The organism is Cellulosimicrobium sp. ES-005, assembly GCF_040448685.1.
GTDB lineage: Bacteria > Actinomycetota > Actinomycetes > Actinomycetales > Cellulomonadaceae > Cellulosimicrobium > Cellulosimicrobium cellulans_G.
Genome location: NZ_CP159290.1, coordinates 438,063 through 456,268, shown reverse-complemented (window position 1 = coordinate 456,268; position 18,206 = coordinate 438,063). Strand labels below are relative to the sequence as shown.

At 75.8% G+C, this 18,206-nt stretch carries 21 protein-coding genes; 6 read left to right on the top strand and 15 right to left on the bottom strand.

What is annotated here, in order from left to right:
- Nucleotides 1–198 precede the first annotated feature (198 nt).
- Nucleotides 199–3,267 carry a LuxR family transcriptional regulator gene (locus tag ABRQ22_RS02040; RefSeq protein ID WP_353708395.1) on the bottom strand — a complete coding sequence of 1,023 codons (3,069 nt, stop codon included), beginning with the start codon at nt 3,265–3,267 and terminating at the stop codon, nt 199–201.
- Between the two features lie 509 nt (nt 3,268–3,776).
- Here ABRQ22_RS02040 and ABRQ22_RS02035 point away from each other — a divergent pair.
- On the top strand, nt 3,777–3,968 hold the full coding sequence (locus tag ABRQ22_RS02035) for a hypothetical protein (RefSeq protein WP_253053861.1): 192 nt from the start codon (nt 3,777–3,779) through the stop codon (nt 3,966–3,968).
- Complete coding sequence (locus tag ABRQ22_RS02030) at nt 3,968–4,999, top strand: CorA family divalent cation transporter (protein WP_353708394.1); 1,032 nt, start codon at nt 3,968–3,970, stop codon at nt 4,997–4,999. The genes ABRQ22_RS02035 and ABRQ22_RS02030 overlap by 1 nt, the downstream gene beginning before the upstream one ends.
- 830 nt (nt 5,000–5,829) lie before the next feature.
- Here ABRQ22_RS02030 and dtd read toward each other — a convergent pair.
- From dtd to ABRQ22_RS01990, 8 genes are all read right to left on the bottom strand, one after another.
- The gene (gene dtd, locus ABRQ22_RS02025) at nt 5,830–6,270 is read right to left on the bottom strand and encodes a D-aminoacyl-tRNA deacylase (protein WP_253053866.1); all 441 of its coding nucleotides are present in this window, start codon (nt 6,268–6,270) and stop codon (nt 5,830–5,832) included.
- The gene (locus ABRQ22_RS02020; protein ID WP_353708393.1) at nt 6,267–7,310 is read right to left on the bottom strand and encodes an asparaginase; all 1,044 of its coding nucleotides are present in this window, start codon (nt 7,308–7,310) and stop codon (nt 6,267–6,269) included. The genes dtd and ABRQ22_RS02020 overlap by 4 nt, the downstream gene beginning before the upstream one ends.
- Before the next feature lie 7 nt (nt 7,311–7,317).
- The gene (locus ABRQ22_RS02015; RefSeq protein WP_308202327.1) at nt 7,318–7,656 is read right to left on the bottom strand and encodes a DUF2516 family protein; all 339 of its coding nucleotides are present in this window, start codon (nt 7,654–7,656) and stop codon (nt 7,318–7,320) included.
- 10 nt (nt 7,657–7,666) lie between these two features.
- Nucleotides 7,667–8,104 (bottom strand): type II toxin-antitoxin system VapC family toxin, encoded by a 438-nt coding sequence (locus ABRQ22_RS02010; RefSeq protein ID WP_353708392.1) that lies wholly within the window; start codon nt 8,102–8,104, stop codon nt 7,667–7,669.
- 7 nt (nt 8,105–8,111) lie between these two features.
- A complete protein-coding gene (locus ABRQ22_RS02005) occupies nt 8,112–8,432 on the bottom strand; it encodes a type II toxin-antitoxin system prevent-host-death family antitoxin (protein ID WP_353708391.1) in 321 nt (106 codons plus the stop codon).
- Between the two features lie 80 nt (nt 8,433–8,512).
- Nucleotides 8,513–9,673 (bottom strand): FUSC family protein, encoded by a 1,161-nt coding sequence (locus tag ABRQ22_RS02000; protein WP_353708390.1) that lies wholly within the window; start codon nt 9,671–9,673, stop codon nt 8,513–8,515.
- Nucleotides 9,670–10,812: a glycine cleavage T C-terminal barrel domain-containing protein gene (locus ABRQ22_RS01995; RefSeq protein WP_353708389.1), complete on the bottom strand. Its 1,143-nt coding sequence runs from the start codon at nt 10,810–10,812 to the stop codon at nt 9,670–9,672. Before ABRQ22_RS01995 ends, ABRQ22_RS02000 begins: the two co-directional genes overlap by 4 nt.
- A gap of 62 nt (nt 10,813–10,874) precedes the next feature.
- On the bottom strand, nt 10,875–11,471 hold the full coding sequence (locus ABRQ22_RS01990; RefSeq protein ID WP_353708388.1) for an FABP family protein: 597 nt from the start codon (nt 11,469–11,471) through the stop codon (nt 10,875–10,877).
- Between the two features lie 261 nt (nt 11,472–11,732).
- Here ABRQ22_RS01990 and ABRQ22_RS01985 point away from each other — a divergent pair, with 261 nt between their 5' ends.
- Nucleotides 11,733–12,128 carry a DsrE family protein gene (locus ABRQ22_RS01985; protein ID WP_353708387.1) on the top strand — a complete coding sequence of 132 codons (396 nt, stop codon included), beginning with the start codon at nt 11,733–11,735 and terminating at the stop codon, nt 12,126–12,128.
- A gap of 62 nt (nt 12,129–12,190) precedes the next feature.
- Here ABRQ22_RS01985 and ABRQ22_RS01980 read toward each other — a convergent pair whose 3' ends face one another.
- Genes ABRQ22_RS01980 through ABRQ22_RS01970 form a run of 3 tightly spaced genes read right to left on the bottom strand, consistent with a single transcriptional unit; the run spans nt 12,191 to nt 13,922 of the window.
- Nucleotides 12,191–12,670, bottom strand: coding sequence for a DUF4395 domain-containing protein (locus ABRQ22_RS01980; RefSeq protein WP_253053882.1), 480 nt, complete (start codon nt 12,668–12,670; stop codon nt 12,191–12,193).
- Between the two features lie 38 nt (nt 12,671–12,708).
- Entirely contained in the window at nt 12,709–13,191 is a 483-nt protein-coding gene (locus tag ABRQ22_RS01975) for a thioredoxin family protein (RefSeq protein ID WP_353708386.1), read from the bottom strand.
- Nucleotides 13,188–13,922, bottom strand: coding sequence for a hypothetical protein (locus ABRQ22_RS01970; RefSeq protein ID WP_353708385.1), 735 nt, complete (start codon nt 13,920–13,922; stop codon nt 13,188–13,190). The genes ABRQ22_RS01975 and ABRQ22_RS01970 overlap by 4 nt, the downstream gene beginning before the upstream one ends.
- A 280-nt stretch (nt 13,923–14,202) precedes the next feature.
- On the opposite strand from ABRQ22_RS01970, the gene ABRQ22_RS01965 reads away from it, so the two are divergent.
- A complete protein-coding gene (locus ABRQ22_RS01965; RefSeq protein ID WP_353708384.1) occupies nt 14,203–14,973 on the top strand; it encodes a response regulator transcription factor in 771 nt (256 codons plus the stop codon).
- The gene (locus tag ABRQ22_RS01960; protein ID WP_353708383.1) at nt 14,970–15,902 is read left to right on the top strand and encodes an alpha/beta hydrolase; all 933 of its coding nucleotides are present in this window, start codon (nt 14,970–14,972) and stop codon (nt 15,900–15,902) included. Before ABRQ22_RS01965 ends, ABRQ22_RS01960 begins: the two co-directional genes overlap by 4 nt.
- A gap of 9 nt (nt 15,903–15,911) precedes the next feature.
- Here ABRQ22_RS01960 and nth read toward each other — a convergent pair whose 3' ends face one another.
- Nucleotides 15,912–16,637 (bottom strand): endonuclease III, encoded by a 726-nt coding sequence (nth, locus tag ABRQ22_RS01955; RefSeq protein WP_253053893.1) that lies wholly within the window; start codon nt 16,635–16,637, stop codon nt 15,912–15,914.
- Nucleotides 16,638–16,734: 97 nt separating this feature from the next.
- Between nth and ABRQ22_RS01950 the strand changes: the two genes are divergently transcribed.
- Nucleotides 16,735–17,412, top strand: coding sequence for a Crp/Fnr family transcriptional regulator (locus tag ABRQ22_RS01950; RefSeq protein ID WP_021481784.1), 678 nt, complete (start codon nt 16,735–16,737; stop codon nt 17,410–17,412).
- Between the two features lie 83 nt (nt 17,413–17,495).
- Here the strand turns inward: ABRQ22_RS01950 and ABRQ22_RS01945 are convergent, their stop codons facing one another.
- The gene (locus tag ABRQ22_RS01945) at nt 17,496–17,984 is read right to left on the bottom strand and encodes a RidA family protein (protein WP_353708382.1); all 489 of its coding nucleotides are present in this window, start codon (nt 17,982–17,984) and stop codon (nt 17,496–17,498) included.
- Nucleotides 17,984–18,148, bottom strand: a complete 165-nt coding sequence (locus tag ABRQ22_RS01940; protein WP_021481786.1) for a hypothetical protein — start codon at nt 18,146–18,148, stop codon at nt 17,984–17,986. Before ABRQ22_RS01940 ends, ABRQ22_RS01945 begins: the two co-directional genes overlap by 1 nt.
- Nucleotides 18,149–18,206 lie beyond the last annotated feature (58 nt).

The following is an 18,206-nucleotide window of genomic DNA, read 5'->3' as shown; positions in this document are numbered from 1 at the left end:
CTCGGGTCCTCTCGAACGTAATGACGCGGGCACCGCGGCGTTATCCGCGCTTCCCACATTGTTCATGGTGCGAACTTACCCGCCACGTAAGGGTTCACCCGTAGGACAGAGGCCCTCAGAAGCGGACGAATCACACCGAATCGAACGCGGCTCGCGCCCCTCGCTACGTAGCGTCCCGACGGGGGTGGCGGGTTCCCCTCAACGCCCCACGCGGTGCGCGAGCACGGTGAGCTCGACGCGCGAGCGCACCCCGAGCTTGCGGAACACGCGACCGAGGTGCACCTCCACCGTGCGCACCGAGAGGTACAGCTGGTCCGCGGCCTCCCGGTTGGACGCGCCCTGGACGACGAGCAGCGCGACGTCGAGCTCGCGCTCGGTGAGCTCGTCGGACCACCGGCCCCGGAGCTCGGCGAGCGCCTCGTCCGACACGTCGCTCTCGCGCACCGCGAGCCGGCACGCGTCCGGCGGCACGGGACGGGTCACGGGCTCGGCTCCCGGCCGCTGCCCGCCGAGCACCCCGGGCAACGGCGCGTGCAGGCCCGCGGCGCGCGCCGCGGCCGCCCACGAGCCGGCGGGCGCGCCGCCCACCACGGCCCCGGTCGCCGCTGTGACCGGCCCTGCGGGCACCGGCGTCCCGGGCGCGTCGTCCGTCACCGGTCCGCCGAGGAGCCGGACGACGTCCGCGTGCTCCTCGCGCGCGATCGTCGTCCAGGCGTCCGCCCCCGCGTCGTCGAACAGCTCGATCGCGGACAGGAAGAGGCCGTGCGCACGCTGCAGCTCTCCGGCCCGCACGAGAGCCCGCGCGGCGCAGAGGTCCGTCCGCGCGTGCTCGTAGGGCGAGGCCGTGGTCCGGTTCACGCGCGTCGCCCGCTCGAGCGGCACGGTGAGGTCCTCGGGTGCGGCGAGGGACACGTCGGCCCGGACGAGCGTCGCCGACCGCAGCGACGGCGGCAGCTCCTTCGCGTCCACCTTCCGCCGGGCCAGCGCGCGCTGCGCCGCGTCGTGGCGCCCGGCGACGACCCAGGCCTCGACGTCGTCCAGCCCGGGCAGCGGGAGCATGCGTGCGCTGTCGGGGCGCTCGCGCTCGGCCGCGAGCTCCAGGAGCGTGGCCGCCTGGGTCACGTGGTGCGCGAACGCCGCGCCCATCGCCCGGTCCACCAGGAGCCCGAGCCGGACCGGGCGGGACGTCGGGCTCGCGCACGTCTCCTCGAGCGCCGTCGCCACCGGTCCCACGACGCCGCGGGTCATCATGTCGAGACGGCGCGCCGCCGCCACGCCGAGCCCGGCGAACGGCAGCCCGAGCGGGAGCCGGAACGCCGCCTCGGCGAGCTCGTCCGCGGCCCGGGTCAGCGTGCCGCGCCACAGGTGCACGAGCGACTGGGCCAGCCGGACGTGCGCCTCCGCGAGCGGCGTGAGGGCGGCGTCCGGCCCGTCGAACCACCGGCCGCCGTCGCGGACCGGCGCGAGGGACGCGACGACGCTCGCGAGCGTCTGTGCCGCGTCGTCCAGCCGGTCGTCGGCCGCGAGGGCGAGCGCACGGCTCACCTGCAGCGACGCCTCGTGGTCGGGACCGAGGTCGACGTCGGGGACCACCCCGCGCTCGCCCACCCCGAACACGGCCGCCCAGGACCGTGCGAGGGCGAGCCCCGCGGCCGTCTCGTCGTCGTCGCACCACGACGCGAGGAAGGTCGCCGTGTCGAGGAGCTGGGACGTGCTCACGCCGTCGCCCCGCTCGGCGTGCAGCCGTGCCGCGTTGAGCACGCCCGACACGACCCCCGCCACGGCGTCCGGCGCGAGGTCGTCGGGCTGTCCGCCGCGCAGGTAGGGCGAGAGGACGTCGTCCGGGACCTGACCCTCCGCGAGCGTCAGCGCGGCGACGAGCGGCCCGAGCGTCCGCGCGCGCAGCGCGTCGTCGCCGCTGCGAGACGCCTTGCGCAACCAGTCCGCCGCGTCCTGCACGTGGCCCGACCGCAGCGCGGCGACGCCCGCGATCGCGAACGCCTCGGCGCGGTGCTCGGTCGCGGCCTGGCTCGCGGCCTCGCGGGCCACCTCGTGCGCCCAGACGACGTCCCCGCGGTCCAGGTGCCGACGCGCGATCCGCAGCAGTCCCGGGACGAGCGCCGGGTCGCCGACGAGCGTCGCGAGCGCCGAGTGCCACACCGCGACGTCCTCCTCGCCCGCCCGGCGGTGCGCCTCGGCGAGCGCGACGTGCGCCGAGGTGCGCTCCGCGAGCCGCGCGTCCGCGTGGACCAGGGACCGCATGCGCGGGTCGACGAACGCGAAGCGGCCACCCACGAGCGCGAGGTGCTCGGCGAGCGGGCCGTCGAGGACCTCGTCCATCGCGAGGCCGGTCGCCGACAGCAGCAGCTCCGTCCGGTCCACGACGGCCACGGCCGCGACCAGGAGCGCGTGCCGCTCCCCCTCGCTGAGGGCGGCGAGACGGTCGGCGAAGAGCGAGCGCACGGCGGGCACCGCCGGCAGCGGGTCCGGGAGGATCGACCCCCCGGAGAGCTGCTCCGGCGTGAGCAGCGCCGCCGTCTGGGTGAGCGCGGCGGCGTTGCCGCCGAGGAGCGACGCGAGGCGCGCCGCGACGTGCGGCGCGACGGCGAGCCGGCGCTCGACGAGCAGCAGGTGCAGGGCGTCGGCGGGCGCGAGCGGCGGGACCGCGCGGAGCTCGAACGGCCCGGAGGACGGGTCGAGCGCGCCCGCCGTCGCCGTACCGAGGAGCACGACCGGCGCGTGGCGCTGCGCGACGAGGCTCGCGAGGACGGACCTGCTGAGCTCGTCCTGGAGGTGCAGGTCGTCGGCCACGAGCACGACCGTCGCGCCGTCGAACGACTCCACGAGGAGCTCGGCGAGCGCGACCGCCGCGACCTCCGGGAGGTGGCCGAAGCCGGGGTCGACGGGCTCGAGGACGCGCGTGAGGCGCTCCGGCACGACGCCGCCTGCGAGCTGCGACACCTGCGACACGAGCGACACGACCGCGGAGCCCGGCGCGGGAGCACCCGCGGGCGGGCGACACCGCAGGGTGAGCGTCGGGCGCGCGAAGGTGGACGTCGCGACGGCCTCGCACACGAGCTCGAGCGTCGCGCTCGCTCCCATGCCGCGCTCGGCCGTCCACACGAGGCCGCCCTTGCCCTCGCTCACGGCAGCGAGCGCGCGGTCGACCTCCTGCGCGCGGGAGGAGAGTCGCTCGAGCCGTCGCGCGGACCGCGTGTCCGCGCGACGGTGCGGCTCGGGAACCAGGTAGTCGTGCTGTTCTGACATGTCGGGACCCTCCGTCCGGGGGCTTCGTCGCCCGTCGACCGGATGAAATGTTAACAACCCTCCGTAAACAAGGGATCACCACATCGTTTCCCGGTCGTCACACGACCGCCACCTGGGCCGACGGCGCTTGCCCCGTCTGGGACGGAGGGCTAGCCTGGCCTCGATCCCCGTCGCGGCCACGGTTCTCGTGCGCCCCGACCCGGGTGCGGCGCCCACGGCGCCGCCGCCACGAGAGCGAGGTGAGCCCCATGCCGGACGGCAGCAGTCATAGAACCGTGCACTGCGCGCTCACCCTCCGTGGCCCGCAGCCCGTCGCCTGAGTCGGCGAAGCCCGAGGACTCGCGCGGCCGGCCGTCGCCCCGCGCGGGGAGGTCGCCAGTGCGCACCGCGCGCGCCGTCGTGCGCGCCGCAGGAACACCCGCCGACGCACCTCGCCGACCCACCCGCGCCCGCCGCCCACCCCGTGGCGCTCGCCCGTGGTCGTCGGCCCGCCGAGAAGGACGACCACCATGACCCAGCGCTCGCCTGCCACCGAGACCCGGACGCGCCCCGCACGCCTTCCCCTGCGCGACGCGCGCGAGGACCGACGTCGCGCCCGCCGACCGAACCTGGAACGCCAGTCGATCTCCTTCACCGTCGGCCTGTACGTGTTCATCTGCGTCGCCCTGCTGCTCGCGCACGTCACCGCCGGAGGTGTCTGATGACGACGACGCTGCCCGAGCCCACGGGCCTCGCCCTCACGGCCGGTGCCGACCGTGCCCTCCCCGCCCCCGCACGCGGCGGGCTGGACCTGCACGCCCGCGCGCAGGGCGCCGGCGCACCCCGGTTCGACCCCCGCGTCCTGCGCTCCCGCTGGGTCCAGGTCGGCGTGGGCGACCCCGACGCGACGGCCCGCGCCGCCGAGCACGGCGTCGACTTCGCCGCCGCCGGCGACCGGGTCTGGGAGACCGACGCGCACGTCTACCTCCCGGTGACCGCCACGCGGCGCGACGGCGACCGGGTCGTCTACGAGCGGATCGTGCTCGCCCTCTCCCCCGACGTCGTCGTGACCGCCCAGCCGCAGCGCCACTACGGCGTCTTCGACAAGGCGATCGCGCGCATGCGGCGCACCCCGTGGCTCACCGGATCCTCCTACGGGGTGGCGTACGCGCTGCTCTACGCGCTCAACGAGGCGGCGGACCGCGTCGTGTCGTACGCGAGCGACCTGCTCGAGGACATGTCCGACGAGATCGACGAGGCGACGCGCGGCGTCGACTCCCGCGGTCGGGAGATCGGGGTGAGCGACATGCAGGACACCATCACCCGCATGAACCGCGCGGAGGAGATCGTGTCTCGGGCCCAGGAGTCCCAGCTCTCGCTCGCGCGCGCCGCACGGCACCTGCGCAGCGAGATCGCCGACTCCGACCCCGTTCTCGCCGGGCTCGTGGAGACCCTGGTGGCCGACATCGACGGGGTGAAGCAGCACGCGAGCTTCGAGCACGACAAGGTGCGGTACCTCCAGCAGGCGATCATGACCTCGCTCGACGTCAAGCAGGCCCAGATCGTCAAGGTCTTCACGATCATCACGGCCGTGTTCCTGCCGCCGACGCTCATCGCGTCGTTCTACGGCATGAACTTCACGCACATGCCCGAGCTCGACCGCCCCTACGGCTTCACGCTCACCGTCCTGCTCACCCTCGTGGCAGCCGTCATCCCGCTCGCCTACATCAAGCGCCGCGGCTGGCTCCGCTGACCCCGACGGCGCGCGCTCGCGTCTCGCCGGCGAGCCCGGCCCGCGGCGCGTGCTCGGGTCTCCAGCCCGCGGGCTCGGGCCTCAAGCCCGCGGGCTCGGGCCTCAAGCCCGCGGGGTTGGGCCTCAATCCCGCGGGGTCGGGTCCGCGGCGCGGGTGGCCTCGGTGCTCGGGGCTGCGGCGCCGTCACCCTGGCCTGTCGGGCGTGGGTTCTCGGAGCGCCGCTCTGACGCCCCTTCGCATCCGAGCCCACCCCCACCGCTCTTCCATCAGCCCACCCACAGCCCGCCGCCCGGCCGACCAGGCCGTCCTCGCAAGCCGAACAGGCGACCACGGCTCGTCAGGCACCCCCCGACGATCCACAACCACCTGCTCGACGTGACGTCGCCACGACTCGACGCGACATCGCGACGACCAGCACCGTCCGACGGTGACGCAACCCACGGCCAGGGCGCAGCGGCACCGGGAGCCGGAAGCCGGAAGCCGGAAGCCGGAAGCCGGAAGCCGGAAGCCGGAAGCCGGGAGCCGGGAGCCGGGAGCCGGGAGCCGGGAGCGACCGTGCCACGCGGCGACCGAAGGCGACAGCGGGAGCATGCTCGGTGAACCGACACCGCGGGCAGTCGCCCGAGGTGGGCGGAGACCAGGGCGAGACGACGCCGGGCGGGGTGGGTGGTGGTGCCGCGTCGTGGTCGGGCCTGGCGGGAGCCGCGAGGAACGAGCGGCGGATGGTAGACGCGGCACCACCACCCACCCCGCCCACCCAACCCGACCACACGTCGTCGAACACCAAGAACCACGGCTCTACCTCACGCGATGCGCTCCGGGACGTGCGTCAGGCCTCGAGGATCAGGGTGACCGGGCCGTCGTTGACGAGCTCGACGGCCATGTGCGCGCCGAACCGTCCGGTCGCGACCTCGATCCCGCGCTCGCGCAGCCGTGCCACGACCGCCTCGACCAGGGGCTCGGCGACGGGCCCGGGGGCTGCTCCGTTCCACGACGGCCGGCGGCCCTTCTTCGTGTCGGCGTAGAGCGTGAACTGGCTGACGACCAGCACGGGTGCGCCCTCGTCCTGCACCGACCGCTCCCCCGCGAGGATCCGGAGCTCCGCGATCTTGCGCGCGATGGTCTCGACCTGCGCGTCGCCGTCGTCGTGCGTCACACCGACGAGCGCGAGCAGCCCGGGACGGTCGATCGCCCCGACGACCTCCGTCGTGCCGTCGTCGGCCACGACGCTCACGCTCGCGCGCGAGACGCGCTGCACGACGGCCCTCACGAGCGACGCTCCGCGTCATCCGTCGGCGCGGCGGACGCGCCGTCGAGGACCGGCCGCACGACGCCCACGGGCCGGCCCGCGCCGAGCACGGGCACGTCGCCGAGCGCGGTCAGCGCCGCGTCGTCGACCCCCGCCACGCCGAGCGCGCCGAGGCGTCGGAGCGCGGCGGCGAGCACCGCGGGCCGCGGGCGGGAGCCGCCGTCGAGCACCTTGAAGGCGAGGGCGCTGCCGTCGGGCAGGCCGGCGCCGTAGACGCCGTCCGCACCGTCCTTGGCGACCAGGCCGGGTACCGCGCGCATCGCGAGCGTCGCGTCCCGGCCCGTCCCGCCGACCATCTCCGGGAACGCCGCCATCGCGCGCGCGACGTGCGCCTCCGGCGAGCGCGGGTCGCGCTCCGGGGCTGCGGCGAGCCGCCCGAACGCCCGCGCGAGGCCGCGCACTGTCGTCGAGAAGAGTGGCGCGCCGCAGCCGTCGACGGTCACGTGCTCGACCGGCACGCCGGTCGCCTCGGCGACGGTCTCGCGGACCGCGACCTGCAGCGGGTGGTCGACGTCCAGGTAGGTGGCGGTGTCCCAGCCGGCGGCGACGCACGTCGCGAGCATCGCCGCGTGCTTGCCGGAGCAGTTCTGCGTGATCGACGACGGCCCGTGGCCCTCGAGCTGCCACGTGAACGCGGCGGGCGGGTGGAGCGGCATGTCGGGCGTGTTCCGCAGCGCCGACTCGTCGAGCCCGGCGCCGTCGAGGATCTCCCGGACGCCGGCGAGGTGCACCGGCTCCCCGTTGTGGCTCGCGGCGGCGAGCGCCAGGAGGCGGGGTGGCAGGACGAGCCCGTGCCGCAGCATCGCGACGGCCTGGAACGGCTTGACGCTCGACCGCGGCCAGATCACGGCGTCGGCGTCGCCACGCTCCAGGACCGGCTCGCCGTCGCCGCTCAGCAGGACGAGGTGCCCGGCGTGGACCGACTCGACGAGGTCGCCCCGGACGACCTCCGCGAGCGGGACGGCGGCGCGCTCGACCCCGCCGTGGACGTGCGCGGTCACCGGCGCGTCACCAGCCGCCGGGGCGGCCGGACGACCCGTTGCCGCGGCCGTTGCCGTACGGCTGGAGCCGCGGGCGCACGTCGACGAGGTAGACGATCGCCGCGACGACCGCGATGAGCCCGATGAAGCCGAGGTTCACACCGCCGCCGAGGGGCAGCGAGAGGAATCCGAGGGCCGCGGCGACCGCGAGGATCGCGAGCCAGATCGGCTTGGTCAGCTTCCCCTCGGCCGTGAACGCTCCGGCCGGACGCCGGATCGCGTCGACGAGCGCGAAGAGCTGCGTCCCGAACACGACGAGCGAGAGCGCGAGGTAGACGATCCACTGCAGCGACCCGATGATTCCCACGGGCACGAGCCTACGGTCTGGCGAGGGGCCACGGCACCACCCGCAGCCCGACCGACCGCGCGGCGGTCACCACGTGCGGGTCCCAGGCCGCGACGATCGTGTCGTCGTGCGCGACAACGAGGGCGCTCGCCACGTGCACCGCGTCGTTGCTGCGCAGCGCACCGGCCGCGACGAGCGCCGACGCGCGGTCGGCGACCTCGCCCGAGACCTCGACGACGTGGAGCGCGGGGTACAGCTCGTCCAACGCGCCGAGGGCGCTCGCGTGGCCCGGGCCGTCGAGCACGCCGGCGCGGGCGCCCACGGCGAGCGCCGCCCGCACCTCGACGTCGGCGAGGCGGCTCGTCACGACGACGTCCGCCCGGTTCCACAGGCGGCTGGCCAGCGCGGAGCCGGCCTCGGGGACGCAGAGCTTCACGAGGGCGCTCGCGTCGAAGTAGACCAGGGCCATCGGGGCCTCAGCGCCGGATCCGACGGACGAGCGCGGCGACGCCGCCCCCACGACCACCACGGACGCCGTCGGACGACCGCGCCCCGTCCGTCGTCGCGGGTCGCGCGCCGGCGTCGCCGCCCGCGGGGACCACGTGGACCGGGCGCTCGCCCGCCGGCGGGACCAGCACGCCGTCGCGCACGAGCTCGGTGACCAGGTCTGCCGTCGCGACGCCCGTCAGCCGGGCGACGGGGACGCCGCGCTCGGTGATGACGACCTCCTCGCCCTCCCTGGCCCGCTCGATCCACGACTTGAGCTCGGCGCGCAGGGCGCTGACGGGGACCTCCATGCCCCGACGGTACCGGCCCGGGGCTCCGCTGTGCAGGGTGAAGAACGTCCGGTTCGCCCCGACGGGCCGGGATGGTCCGCTCAGAGCTCGGGAAGGGCGTCGCGCGCCTGCTGCGGCGACGCCCCGGCCGCCTCCAGGAGGTCGACGATGGGCGACCGCACGAGCATGACGAGCGACTGCACCTGCCAGTCGCCGTCGCCGAGCGCGTGCGGGTCCGCGCTGTGCGCGACCTCGAGGAGGACCTCGCGCGCGACGGCCGGGTCGCGGCCGGCGCCGACCGCTTCCGCGAGCACGTGCACCCCGGCGCCGAACCGGGCGACGAGGTCCGCGACCGCGTCGAGCTCCCGCTCGTCCGGCCCACCCGCGACCGGCATCGCACGCCGCGCCAGGACGCGCACGCTGCGCATGGCGCGGTCCACGAGGACGGCCTGTCGCTCGAGGCCGCCGAGCTCGTCGCGGTGCCGCAGCCCGGCCGCGGTGACGCGTGCGAGCTCCCGCGCCGACGACGCCGCCGACTGCCAGTCCTCGAGCGCTCCCTCGGAGGCGCGGCCCTTGACGAGCGCCGCCTCGAGGTCGGCGCGGTCGCGTCTGCGCAGCCCTCGCGCGAGGACGTCGAGGACGGCGGCGAGCTCCGTCGTCGCCTCGGCACCCAGCAGCCGGGGACGACGGCGGGGGTCGCCGGGCGTGAGCGCCGCGACCGCGAGCGCGACGGCCCCGCCCACCAGCGCGTCCGTCCACCGCCCGAGCGGGCCGCCGGCCTGCGCCGCCGGGAGCCCGACGATGACGATCGCCTGCACGCCGGCCTGCGTCGTGAGCATCGCGCCGCGGTCGATGAAGCGGGCCGCGAGCGCGGAGACGGCGAGCACGACGGCGACCTGCCACCACCCGGAGCCGATCGCGTGGACGACGAGGTCCCCGAGCCCGACGCCGATCGCGACCCCGACCGCGAGCTCGAGGACGCGGCGGAGCTGCCGGTCCTGGCTGAACCCGAGGCACACCCACGCGGAGACGGGGGCGAAGAAGGGAGCGGTGTGGCCGAGACCGTACCGGGCGATGCCGAACGCGAGGCCCGCGGCGGCCGACGCCTGGAGGATGGGCCACAGCGCCACGCGGACGCGTGAGACGCCCTGCCGGATCCGGGCGCGCAGGAGGAGCCGGCGCCACGCGGTGCGGGCGACGTCGACCGCGCCGGGTCCGGAGGCCGGGCCCGGCGGGCGCCCGGACGCCGGCCCCGCGGTCACAGCATGCTCGTCGGCGCGCCCTCGCCGCGGGGCGTGATCCCCCGGCCGACGGGGCCGCGCGGGGCGGGACGGTCGACCGAGACGCCCTCGCCGGGCACCACGACCTCCTGCGCCGCGGAGATCGCGCCACCGTCGCAGTCGACCAGGAGCTCGGCGTCCTCGGGGACGCTGCGCTTGAGGACGGCGAGCGCGATCGGGCCGAGCTCGTGGTGGCGCGCGACCGACGTCACGGCGCCGACGGGCCGCCCGTCGAGCGTGACCTCGGCGCCGGGCGCGGGCAGCAGGTGCCCCGAGCCGTCGAGGTGCAGCATCACGACCCGGCGCGGCGGGCGCCCGAGGTTGTGCACGCGCGCGATCGTCTCCTGGCCTCGGTAGCAGCCCTTGTGGAGGTGGACGGAGGTGCGCAGCCAGTCGGTCTCGTGCGGGATCGACCGGTGGTCGATCTCGGTCGCGAGCCGCGGCCGCCACGCCTCGACGCGGGCGGCCTCGCTCGCCCACGTGCCGACGAGCCGCCACCCGGCCGCCTCGCGCGCGGCGACGGCGTCGGCCAGCTCGGCCCGCGGCACCAGCACGAGCCGCCACGGCCGCTCCCGGCCCGGGTGCTCGTCCTCGGGCGGGCCGTACCGCGTGCCGCCGCCGGTGACGCGCGGCCACGGGTCGCGCCACGTGACCGGCTCGTCCTCCGCGCCCTCGGCGTCGACGGGCTCGCCGAGCGCCGCCCACGCGTCGGTGGCGTCGGAGATCTCGACCCGGAGCATGAACTTCATCCGGTCGAGCCAGGCGGCGAGGTCGGCGGCGTGCGAGCGCTCGGTGACGAGCCAGGTCGTCTCGCCGTCGTCGACGACGGACGCCGCGTGCTCGACGTGCCCCTGCGGGGAGAGGACGAGCAGCTCCGTCGACGTGCGCGGGGAGATGTTCGTCAGGTCCTGCGACGTGATGGAGTGCAGCCAGCTCAGCCGGTCGGGACCCGTGACCGTGACGACGCCGAGGTGCGACTGGTCGACGACGGCACCGCCCGTGCGCAGCGCGCGCTGCTCCCCCGTCGGGTCGCCGTAGTGCCAGGCGACGCCCTCGTCGGGGCCGGTCGCGGGCACCGCGCCGTGGCGGGACAGGAGCGGGCTGGTGTAGCCGGTGGTCACGGGTGGTCCTCCTTCGTCGGCGCGTCCGGGCGTGCGGGCGCGCTCGTCCGTCGGCCCGCGGGTCAGGTCGTCGGGCGCCGGGTCAGCTTCGCGGACGCGTACGACTGCAACGGCTCACCGAAGGCCGCCAATTCCCACACCCACAGGAGCTGGCCCTCGACGAACCCGTACAGCCGCTTCGAGGCCGTGACCTCCGACGCGGTGGACGTGCGGGCGATCAGGTCGCTCGCCAGGTCCACGCGGCCGTTGCCGACCGCTCCGAGGTACACGGACACGCGGCCCGCGGGGTCGGCGATCAGCACCTCGAGCGGGTGCCGGTCGTCCTCGAGCCCGTCGGGCCGGTCGGTGGACACGCGCCAGTAGCCCGTCTCGGTGGACCACACGGGGGCGTCCGACGCCGCGGCGTCCAGCGTCGCGGCGTCGCGCTCGGGCCACGCGCCCTCGTCGGGGACGGTCTCCGGCACCTCGGTCTCGAGGAGTCGCAGGGTCGACTCGTAGCGTAGGTACGGGCCGCCGTCGTGGTCGAACACGACGTCGTGGACGAACGGCGTCTCCTCGATGCCCGGGTACTTGACGACCCCCTCGCCGCGCCAGCTCCCGACGAGCCAGGCGAGCGGGTAGACCTCGGGCGCGAGCCCCTCGGGGAACTCGAACGGCATCAGCGACCACCTCTCGGAGTCGGGCGGGGCGACGTGCGGGGGGCGGGGCTCGCCCCGCGCGGCAGCGTCAGCGCTGGCCCTTGTAGAGCTTGTAGACGACGTACCCCGCGAACCACGTGATGGTGACCGTCGCCGCGAGGAGCAGGCCGAGGAAGATCAGCTCGAGAGTGTGCGGACTCATGCGCCCGATCCTACCGGCCGGGCGGGACGACCACGCCGCGGGCGGGGAAGACGCCGGCGGGGAGGGCTACGCTCGGCCGCGTGACCGACATCGTGCCGCCGCCCGCGGCTCCCCGTCAGCGCTCGCTCGTCGTCAAGGCCACCTCGGGGCTCGACCGCCCCGAGGCCGCCAACCAGGCGTTCACCGTCGCCGCCGCGGCGGTCGCGGCAGGCGTCGAGGTGAGCGTGTGGCTCACGGGCGAGGCCGCGTGGTTCGGGCTGCCCGGGCGTGCGGCGGAGCTCGAGCTGGAGCACGCCGCCCCGCTGCCCGACCTGCTCGACGCCGTGCTCGCCGCCGGCACCCTCACCGTGTGCACGCAGTGCGCGGCGCGCCGCGGGATCACGGCCGACGACGTGCTGCCCGGCGTGCGGATCGCCGGCGCGGCGGTGTTCGTCGAGGAGGCGCTGCGCGAGGGCGCACAGGCCCTCGTCTACTGACCCGCGGCCGACCGCACCGGTTCACCGGCGCGTCAGCCCGCGAGCGCGTCAGCCCGGGAGCGTCAGCGCGCGGGGGCGACCCGACGCAGCAGCAGGTACAGCTCGCACCCCAGGCACAGGCCGAACGCGGCGTTGAGGACGGCGGCCACGAGCGCGAGCGCCGCCGCGGCGGGCACGGCCGCCTCGACGCCGAGCAGCCCCAGCACGACCCCTGCGCCGGTGATGACGAGGCCGACCGCCTGCGCGAACCGCGGCGGCCTCGGGTCCTCGCGCTCCGCCGTCGGGCCGATGCGCGGGAGCACGACCACGCGGTAGACCCACGCCTGCCACGTGCCCTGCGCGCCCCGGATCGCGCCGAGCAGGAAGCTCGCCGCGACGAGCGCGAGCAGCACGAGCGCGGCGGGCGACGTCCACAGGAGGATGACGACCGCGAGCAGCAGCGCCGTGATGCCCGCCCCCGCACGCGGCCCCCGCGGGTCGATGCCGGCGGGCGCAGTCCCGCGCTCCGTCGTGGCGTCGCCTCGCCCAGCCTGGTCGCTCATGCGGTCTCCTCCGGTGCGGCCGTCGGGGACGGCGTGGGTCAGGCGTCGTGCGCGGTCGCGGAGGCCGCTCCCGCGTCCGCGACGGCGAGCGCCGCGAGCGCCTGGGCGCGGTTCATCCCCCCGCTCGCGCGGGCGACCTCCCGACCCTCCGCGTCGAGCACGAGGACGGTCGGCGTGCGCAGTATGCCGAATGCTCGCACCAGGTCGAGGTGGTCGTCGACGTCCATCTCACGATGCGTCACGTCGTCGTGCGCTGCGCTCACCTCGCCGAGGACGCGCGCCGTCGCCCGGCACGGCGCGCACAGCTCCGCCGAGAACTGCACGAACGTGCCGCGCGCACCCAGCACGACGCCGTGGGCGGGCCAGTCGAAGGACGCCGCGCCGTCGTCGGTCGCGGACCCGGACGTCGTCGTGCGCGGCGCGCGCACGACCCCCTGGCGCCGCTGCCACCACACGCCGAGGGCGAGCGTCGCGAGCAGGGTCGCGCCGAGGAGCACGACGGGGAGCACCGACGGCGTCATCCCACGATCACCCGGCCCACCACGAAGATCAGCGTCCCGCCGACCGCGACCGGCAGCGCCGTCGCGGAGAACGCGCCGAGGCGCCCCCGCAGCTCCGGGAGCTGGTCGAAGAGCGCGTGGAGCGACGCGACGAGCAGGCCCGCGACGACGCCGGACCAGACGCCGCTCAGCAGGTCGAGGTCGGGCATGACGTACCCGACGGCACCGCCCGCGGCGACCGCGAGCCCCAGGGTGAGCGCGGCGTTGGTCCAGCCGCCCAGCGGCAGCGCCGAGACCGCGGAGGCGACGGCCAGCGCGACCGCGCACGTCACGACCAGGGACTCGCCCGCGTCGGTGCGTCCCGTCGCGATCCAGCCCGCGCACGACGTCGCGACGACGATCCCGCTCACGGTCCCGACGAGCGACTCGACCAGCCGCGGGCGCCCGTCGCGGCGCAGGAGCTCGGCGACGAACGCGAGCACCACGGCGAGCGCGAGCACCACGGGCAGGTGCCGCAGCGCGGGCTCGCCGTGCGTCGCGGCCGTGGCACCCACGGCGCCGAGCCCGGCGATCGCGATGACGACGCGCGTCCCGCCGTGCACGGGGATGTCGAGCAGGCGCGGCCACCCGATCGCGACGATCAGGGCCAGCGCCCCCGACGCCGCGGCGAGCGGGAGCGGGCCGAAGAACGCGGCGACGGCGATGCCTGCGGCGAGGCACGCCGTGACGACGGCCCGGGTCGAGAGGTCCACGCGGTCAGCGCCCCGTTCGGGGGTCGCGGGAGGGCGTCGGGTCGTGCAGCACGCCTCAGAGTGTCGCAGAGTCTCCCGCCGGACCGCCTACCGGCCCCGGCACGCGCGCCCGTGAGACGTTCGCCGTCTCCGCGCCCGGCACGCGATACGGTAACCATCCACGGACCGAGAACGTGGCCGATGACGTGGCGAGCCCCGCAGAGGTACGTCCCGGCCCGGTCGCCACGCGTCGACGCCCGGGGGCGCCGCCCGCGCCCCGCGACCCGGAAGGAGGTGTCGGATGGCGGACCTGCTCATCCTCACCCCCGCGACAGGCGGTTCCGTCGAGGTCCTGCCCGCGCTCGGCCTGCTCTCGCACCGCATCCGGGTCCTGCCCATGGAGCCGTCGGCGCTGGTCGACGCCCCGGACTCCGACGTCGTGCTGCTCGACGCGCGCCGCGACCTCGTCGCGGCCCGCACCACGTGCCGCCTCCTGCACGCCACCGGGCTCACCGTCCCGCTCGTGCTCGTCCTCACCGAGGGCGGGCTGACCGTCGTCACGGCGGAGTGGGGCGCGGACGACCTCCTCCTCGAGGCGGCCGGGCCGGCGGAGGTGGAGGCACGCCTGCGCCTCGTCATCGAACGGTCCGCACGCGGCCCGGCCGAGGACGGTCCGCAGGAGATCGCGGCGGGCGAGCTCGCGATCGACGCGAGCGGCTACACCGCACGGCTGCGCGGCCGGCCCATCGACCTCACCTACAAGGAGTTCGAGCTCCTCAAGTACCTCGTGCAGCACCCCGGCCGCGTGTTCACCCGCGCCCAGCTGCTCCAGGAGGTGTGGGGGTACGACTACTACGGCGGCACGCGGACCGTCGACGTCCACGTCCGGCGCCTGCGCGCCAAGCTCGGCCCCGAGCACGAGCAGCTCATCGGGACGGTGCGCAACGTCGGGTACCGGTTCGACCCGCCGAAGGACCGCCGCCCCGCCGAGGGGGCGGACGACGCCGGGGCGGGGACCGCCGGGTCGTCGGCCGACAGCGGGCCCGGGACCCCGGTAGGTTCGTCCGGGTGACGCCCGACCCCTCCGACTTCACGTCCGCGCTGCCCGACGGCCCCTGGCGCCATGAGCTCGTCCCGGCCAACGGCGCGCGCTTCCACGTCGCGCTCGCCGGTCCCGAGGACCGCGGGGTGCGGGACCCCGGGCCGCCGCTCGTCGTCCTGCTCCACTCCTTCCCGCAGTTCTGGTGGGCGTGGCGCCACCAGATCGAGCCGCTCGCCGCGGCGGGCTACCGCGTCGCCGCGATGGACGTGCGGGGCGTCGGCGCCTCAGACAAGCCGCCGATCGGCTACGACGCCCCGACCCGCACGCGCGACATCGCGGGGGTCGTGCGCTCGCTCGGGTCCGGACGCGCCGTCGTCGTGGGCCATGGCACGGGCGGAAGCCTCGCCTGGGCGATGGCTGCGCTCCAGCCCGCCGTCACGGCCGGCGTCGCCGCGTTCTCCGCGCCGCACCCCGCGCGGCTGCACACCTCCGCCCGCCGCCTGCTCACGCCCGCCGCGCTGCGTCAGCTCGCGTTCTACCAGGTGCCCACGCTGCCCGAGCGCGCGCTCGTCCGCGGCGACCTCGTGGCCGAGGTGCTCGCGACCGGGGCGGCCACGCCCTTCGCGCCCGACGTCGTCGACACGTACCGCACGGTCATGCGCATCCCGTTCGCGGCGCACACCGCCATGGAGTCGCTGCGCTGGGCGGTGCGCTCGACCCCTCGCCCGGACGGCCGTCGCTTCCTCGCCGCGCTCCGCCGCCCGATCGACGTCCCCGCGCTGCAGGTCCACGCCGAGGAGGACGGCCTCGTGCGACGCGACCTCGCCGACGCCGACGGCGCCGCGCTCGCCCGCGACTTCCGCTTCGAGGTCGTGGACGGTGCCGGCCACTACCTCCCCGAAGAGGCGCCCGACGCCGTGACGAACCTGCTGCTCGACTGGCTCCCGCGCGCGGTCTAGCCGGTGGCCTCAGCTCGTCTTGACGAGCTTCGCCGCCTTGACCGGGTCGACCTCGCCGACACCGAAGGACGGGCACCAGCGGGCGATCGTGCACGCGCCGCACGCGGGCTTGCGCGCGAAGCACACCCGCCGGCCGTGGAAGATCAGCCGGTGCGAGAGCATCGTCCACTCCGACTTCTCGATGAGACCGCCGACGACCTGCTCGACCTTGACCGGGTCCTCCTCGGTGGTCCAGCCGAGACGGCGCACGAGCCGGCCGAAGTGGGTGTCGACCGTCAGCCCCGGCACGCCGAACGCGTTGCCCAGCACGACGTTCGCCGTCTTGCGACCCACGCCCGGCAGGGTCACGAGGTCCTCCAGGCGTCCCGGCACCTCGCCGTCGTAGCGCTCGACGAGCGCCTGGCCGATGCCGATGACCGACTGCGCCTTGGCCCGGAAGAACCCGGTGGGGCGCAGCATCTCCTCGAGCTCCTCCCGGTCCGCGCCCGCGTACGCCGCGGCGTCCGGGTACCGCGCGAACAGCGCCGGGGTCGTGAGGTTGACGCGCTTGTCCGTGGTCTGCGCGGACAGGACGGTCGCGACGAGCAGCTCGAGCGGCGTCGTGAAGTCCAGCTCGCAGTGCGCGTCCGGATAGGTGACCGCGAGCTCGCGGTTGGTGCGGCGCGCCCGCCGGACGAGGGCGAGGTGCGACTCGGGCTTCGGCGCCCCCGTGCGGGCCGGCTCGGTGGTGGTCACGGACCCACCGTAGCCGCCGCCCCCGACACCCGAGTTGCAGCCGTAGGGCAGACTTGTCCTGGAACATTTCCGAGGACGAGACGATAGGACACCCCGCGTGGACGACGACGTTGTGCTCTCCGCCCCCCTGTTCGCGACGATGGACGCGGACGAGACGCGCACCCTCTTCGAGTCGATGCAGCAGATCGAGCTCTCCCGCGGCGACGTGCTGTTCCGCGAGGGCGAGCCGGGCGACCGCCTCTACGTGATCGCGAGCGGCAAGATCAAGCTGGGGCGCCGCTCCAACGACGGCCGCGAGAACCTCCTGTCGATCCTCGGCCCCGGCGAGATGTTCGGCGAGCTCTCCCTGTTCGACCCGGGCCCCCGCACCGCCACCGCGAGCTCCGTCGCCGACTCCGTCATCTACGAGCTCGGGCACGACCAGCTCGTCGAGTGGATCGAGAAGCACCCGAGCGTCGCCAAGCACCTGCTCAACGCCCTCGCGCGCCGGCTGCGCCGCACGAACGAGACGCTGGCCGACCTCGTGTTCTCCGACGTGCCGGGCCGCGTCGCCAAGGCGCTCCTGGACCTGTCGACGCGCTTCGGCGAGGAGACGGACGAGGGCATCCGCGTCGCGCACGACCTCACGCAGGAGGAGCTCGCGCAGCTCGTCGGCGCGTCGCGCGAGACCGTGAACAAGGCGCTCGCCGACTTCGCGACGCGCGGCTGGGTGCGCCGCGAGGGCCGGGCCGTCGTCCTGCTCGACATGGACCGCCTGGAGCGCCGCGCGCGCTGACCGCCGCACCGACGAGGACGGGGTCGGCGACCGGGTCCGCGAGGACCTGGCCGCCGACCCCGTTCGCGTGCCGGCAGAGGGTGCTACTCCGCGAGCTCCACGACGATCTCGACCTCGACCGGGGCGTCGAGCGGCAGGACCGCGACGCCGACGGCGCTGCGGGCATGGACGCCCGCCTCGCCGAAGACCTCTCCGAGGAGGGTGCTCGCTCCGTTGACCACCCCGGGCTGACCCGTGAACGACGGGTCGCTCGCGACGAACCCGACGACCTTCACGACGCGGGCGACCTGGTCGAGGTTCCCGACGACGTCGTGCACGGCGGCGAGCGCGTTGAGCGCGCACTGCCGCGCCAGGGCTGCGGCCTCGGTGGGCGGGACGAGCCCCTCGCCGTCGCCGACCTTGCCCGTCGCGGGCAGGGCGCCGTCCACGAACGGGAGCTGGCCCGACGTGTGGACGTACCGGCCCGAACGCACGGCGGGCACGTAGGCCGCGACGGGCGCCGCCACCGGCGGGAGGGCGAGGCCGAGCTCCGTCAGGCGCGCGGCGATCGTCCCGGCGTGGAACCCCGCCACTACTTCTCCCCGGTCGGGCGCTTGAGGTAGGCGACGAGGCCGTTGCCGTCGGGGCCCGTGACGACCTGGACGAGCTCCCAGCCGTCGGAGCCCCACTGGTCGAGGACGGCCTTGGTGTTGTGGATGATGAGGGGGATGGTCGCGTACTCCCACGTGGTTGCCATGGGGCGAGCGTAGTCGGCCGCCGCGGGCATCACCCGCGAGCACCGCCGCGGGATGCTT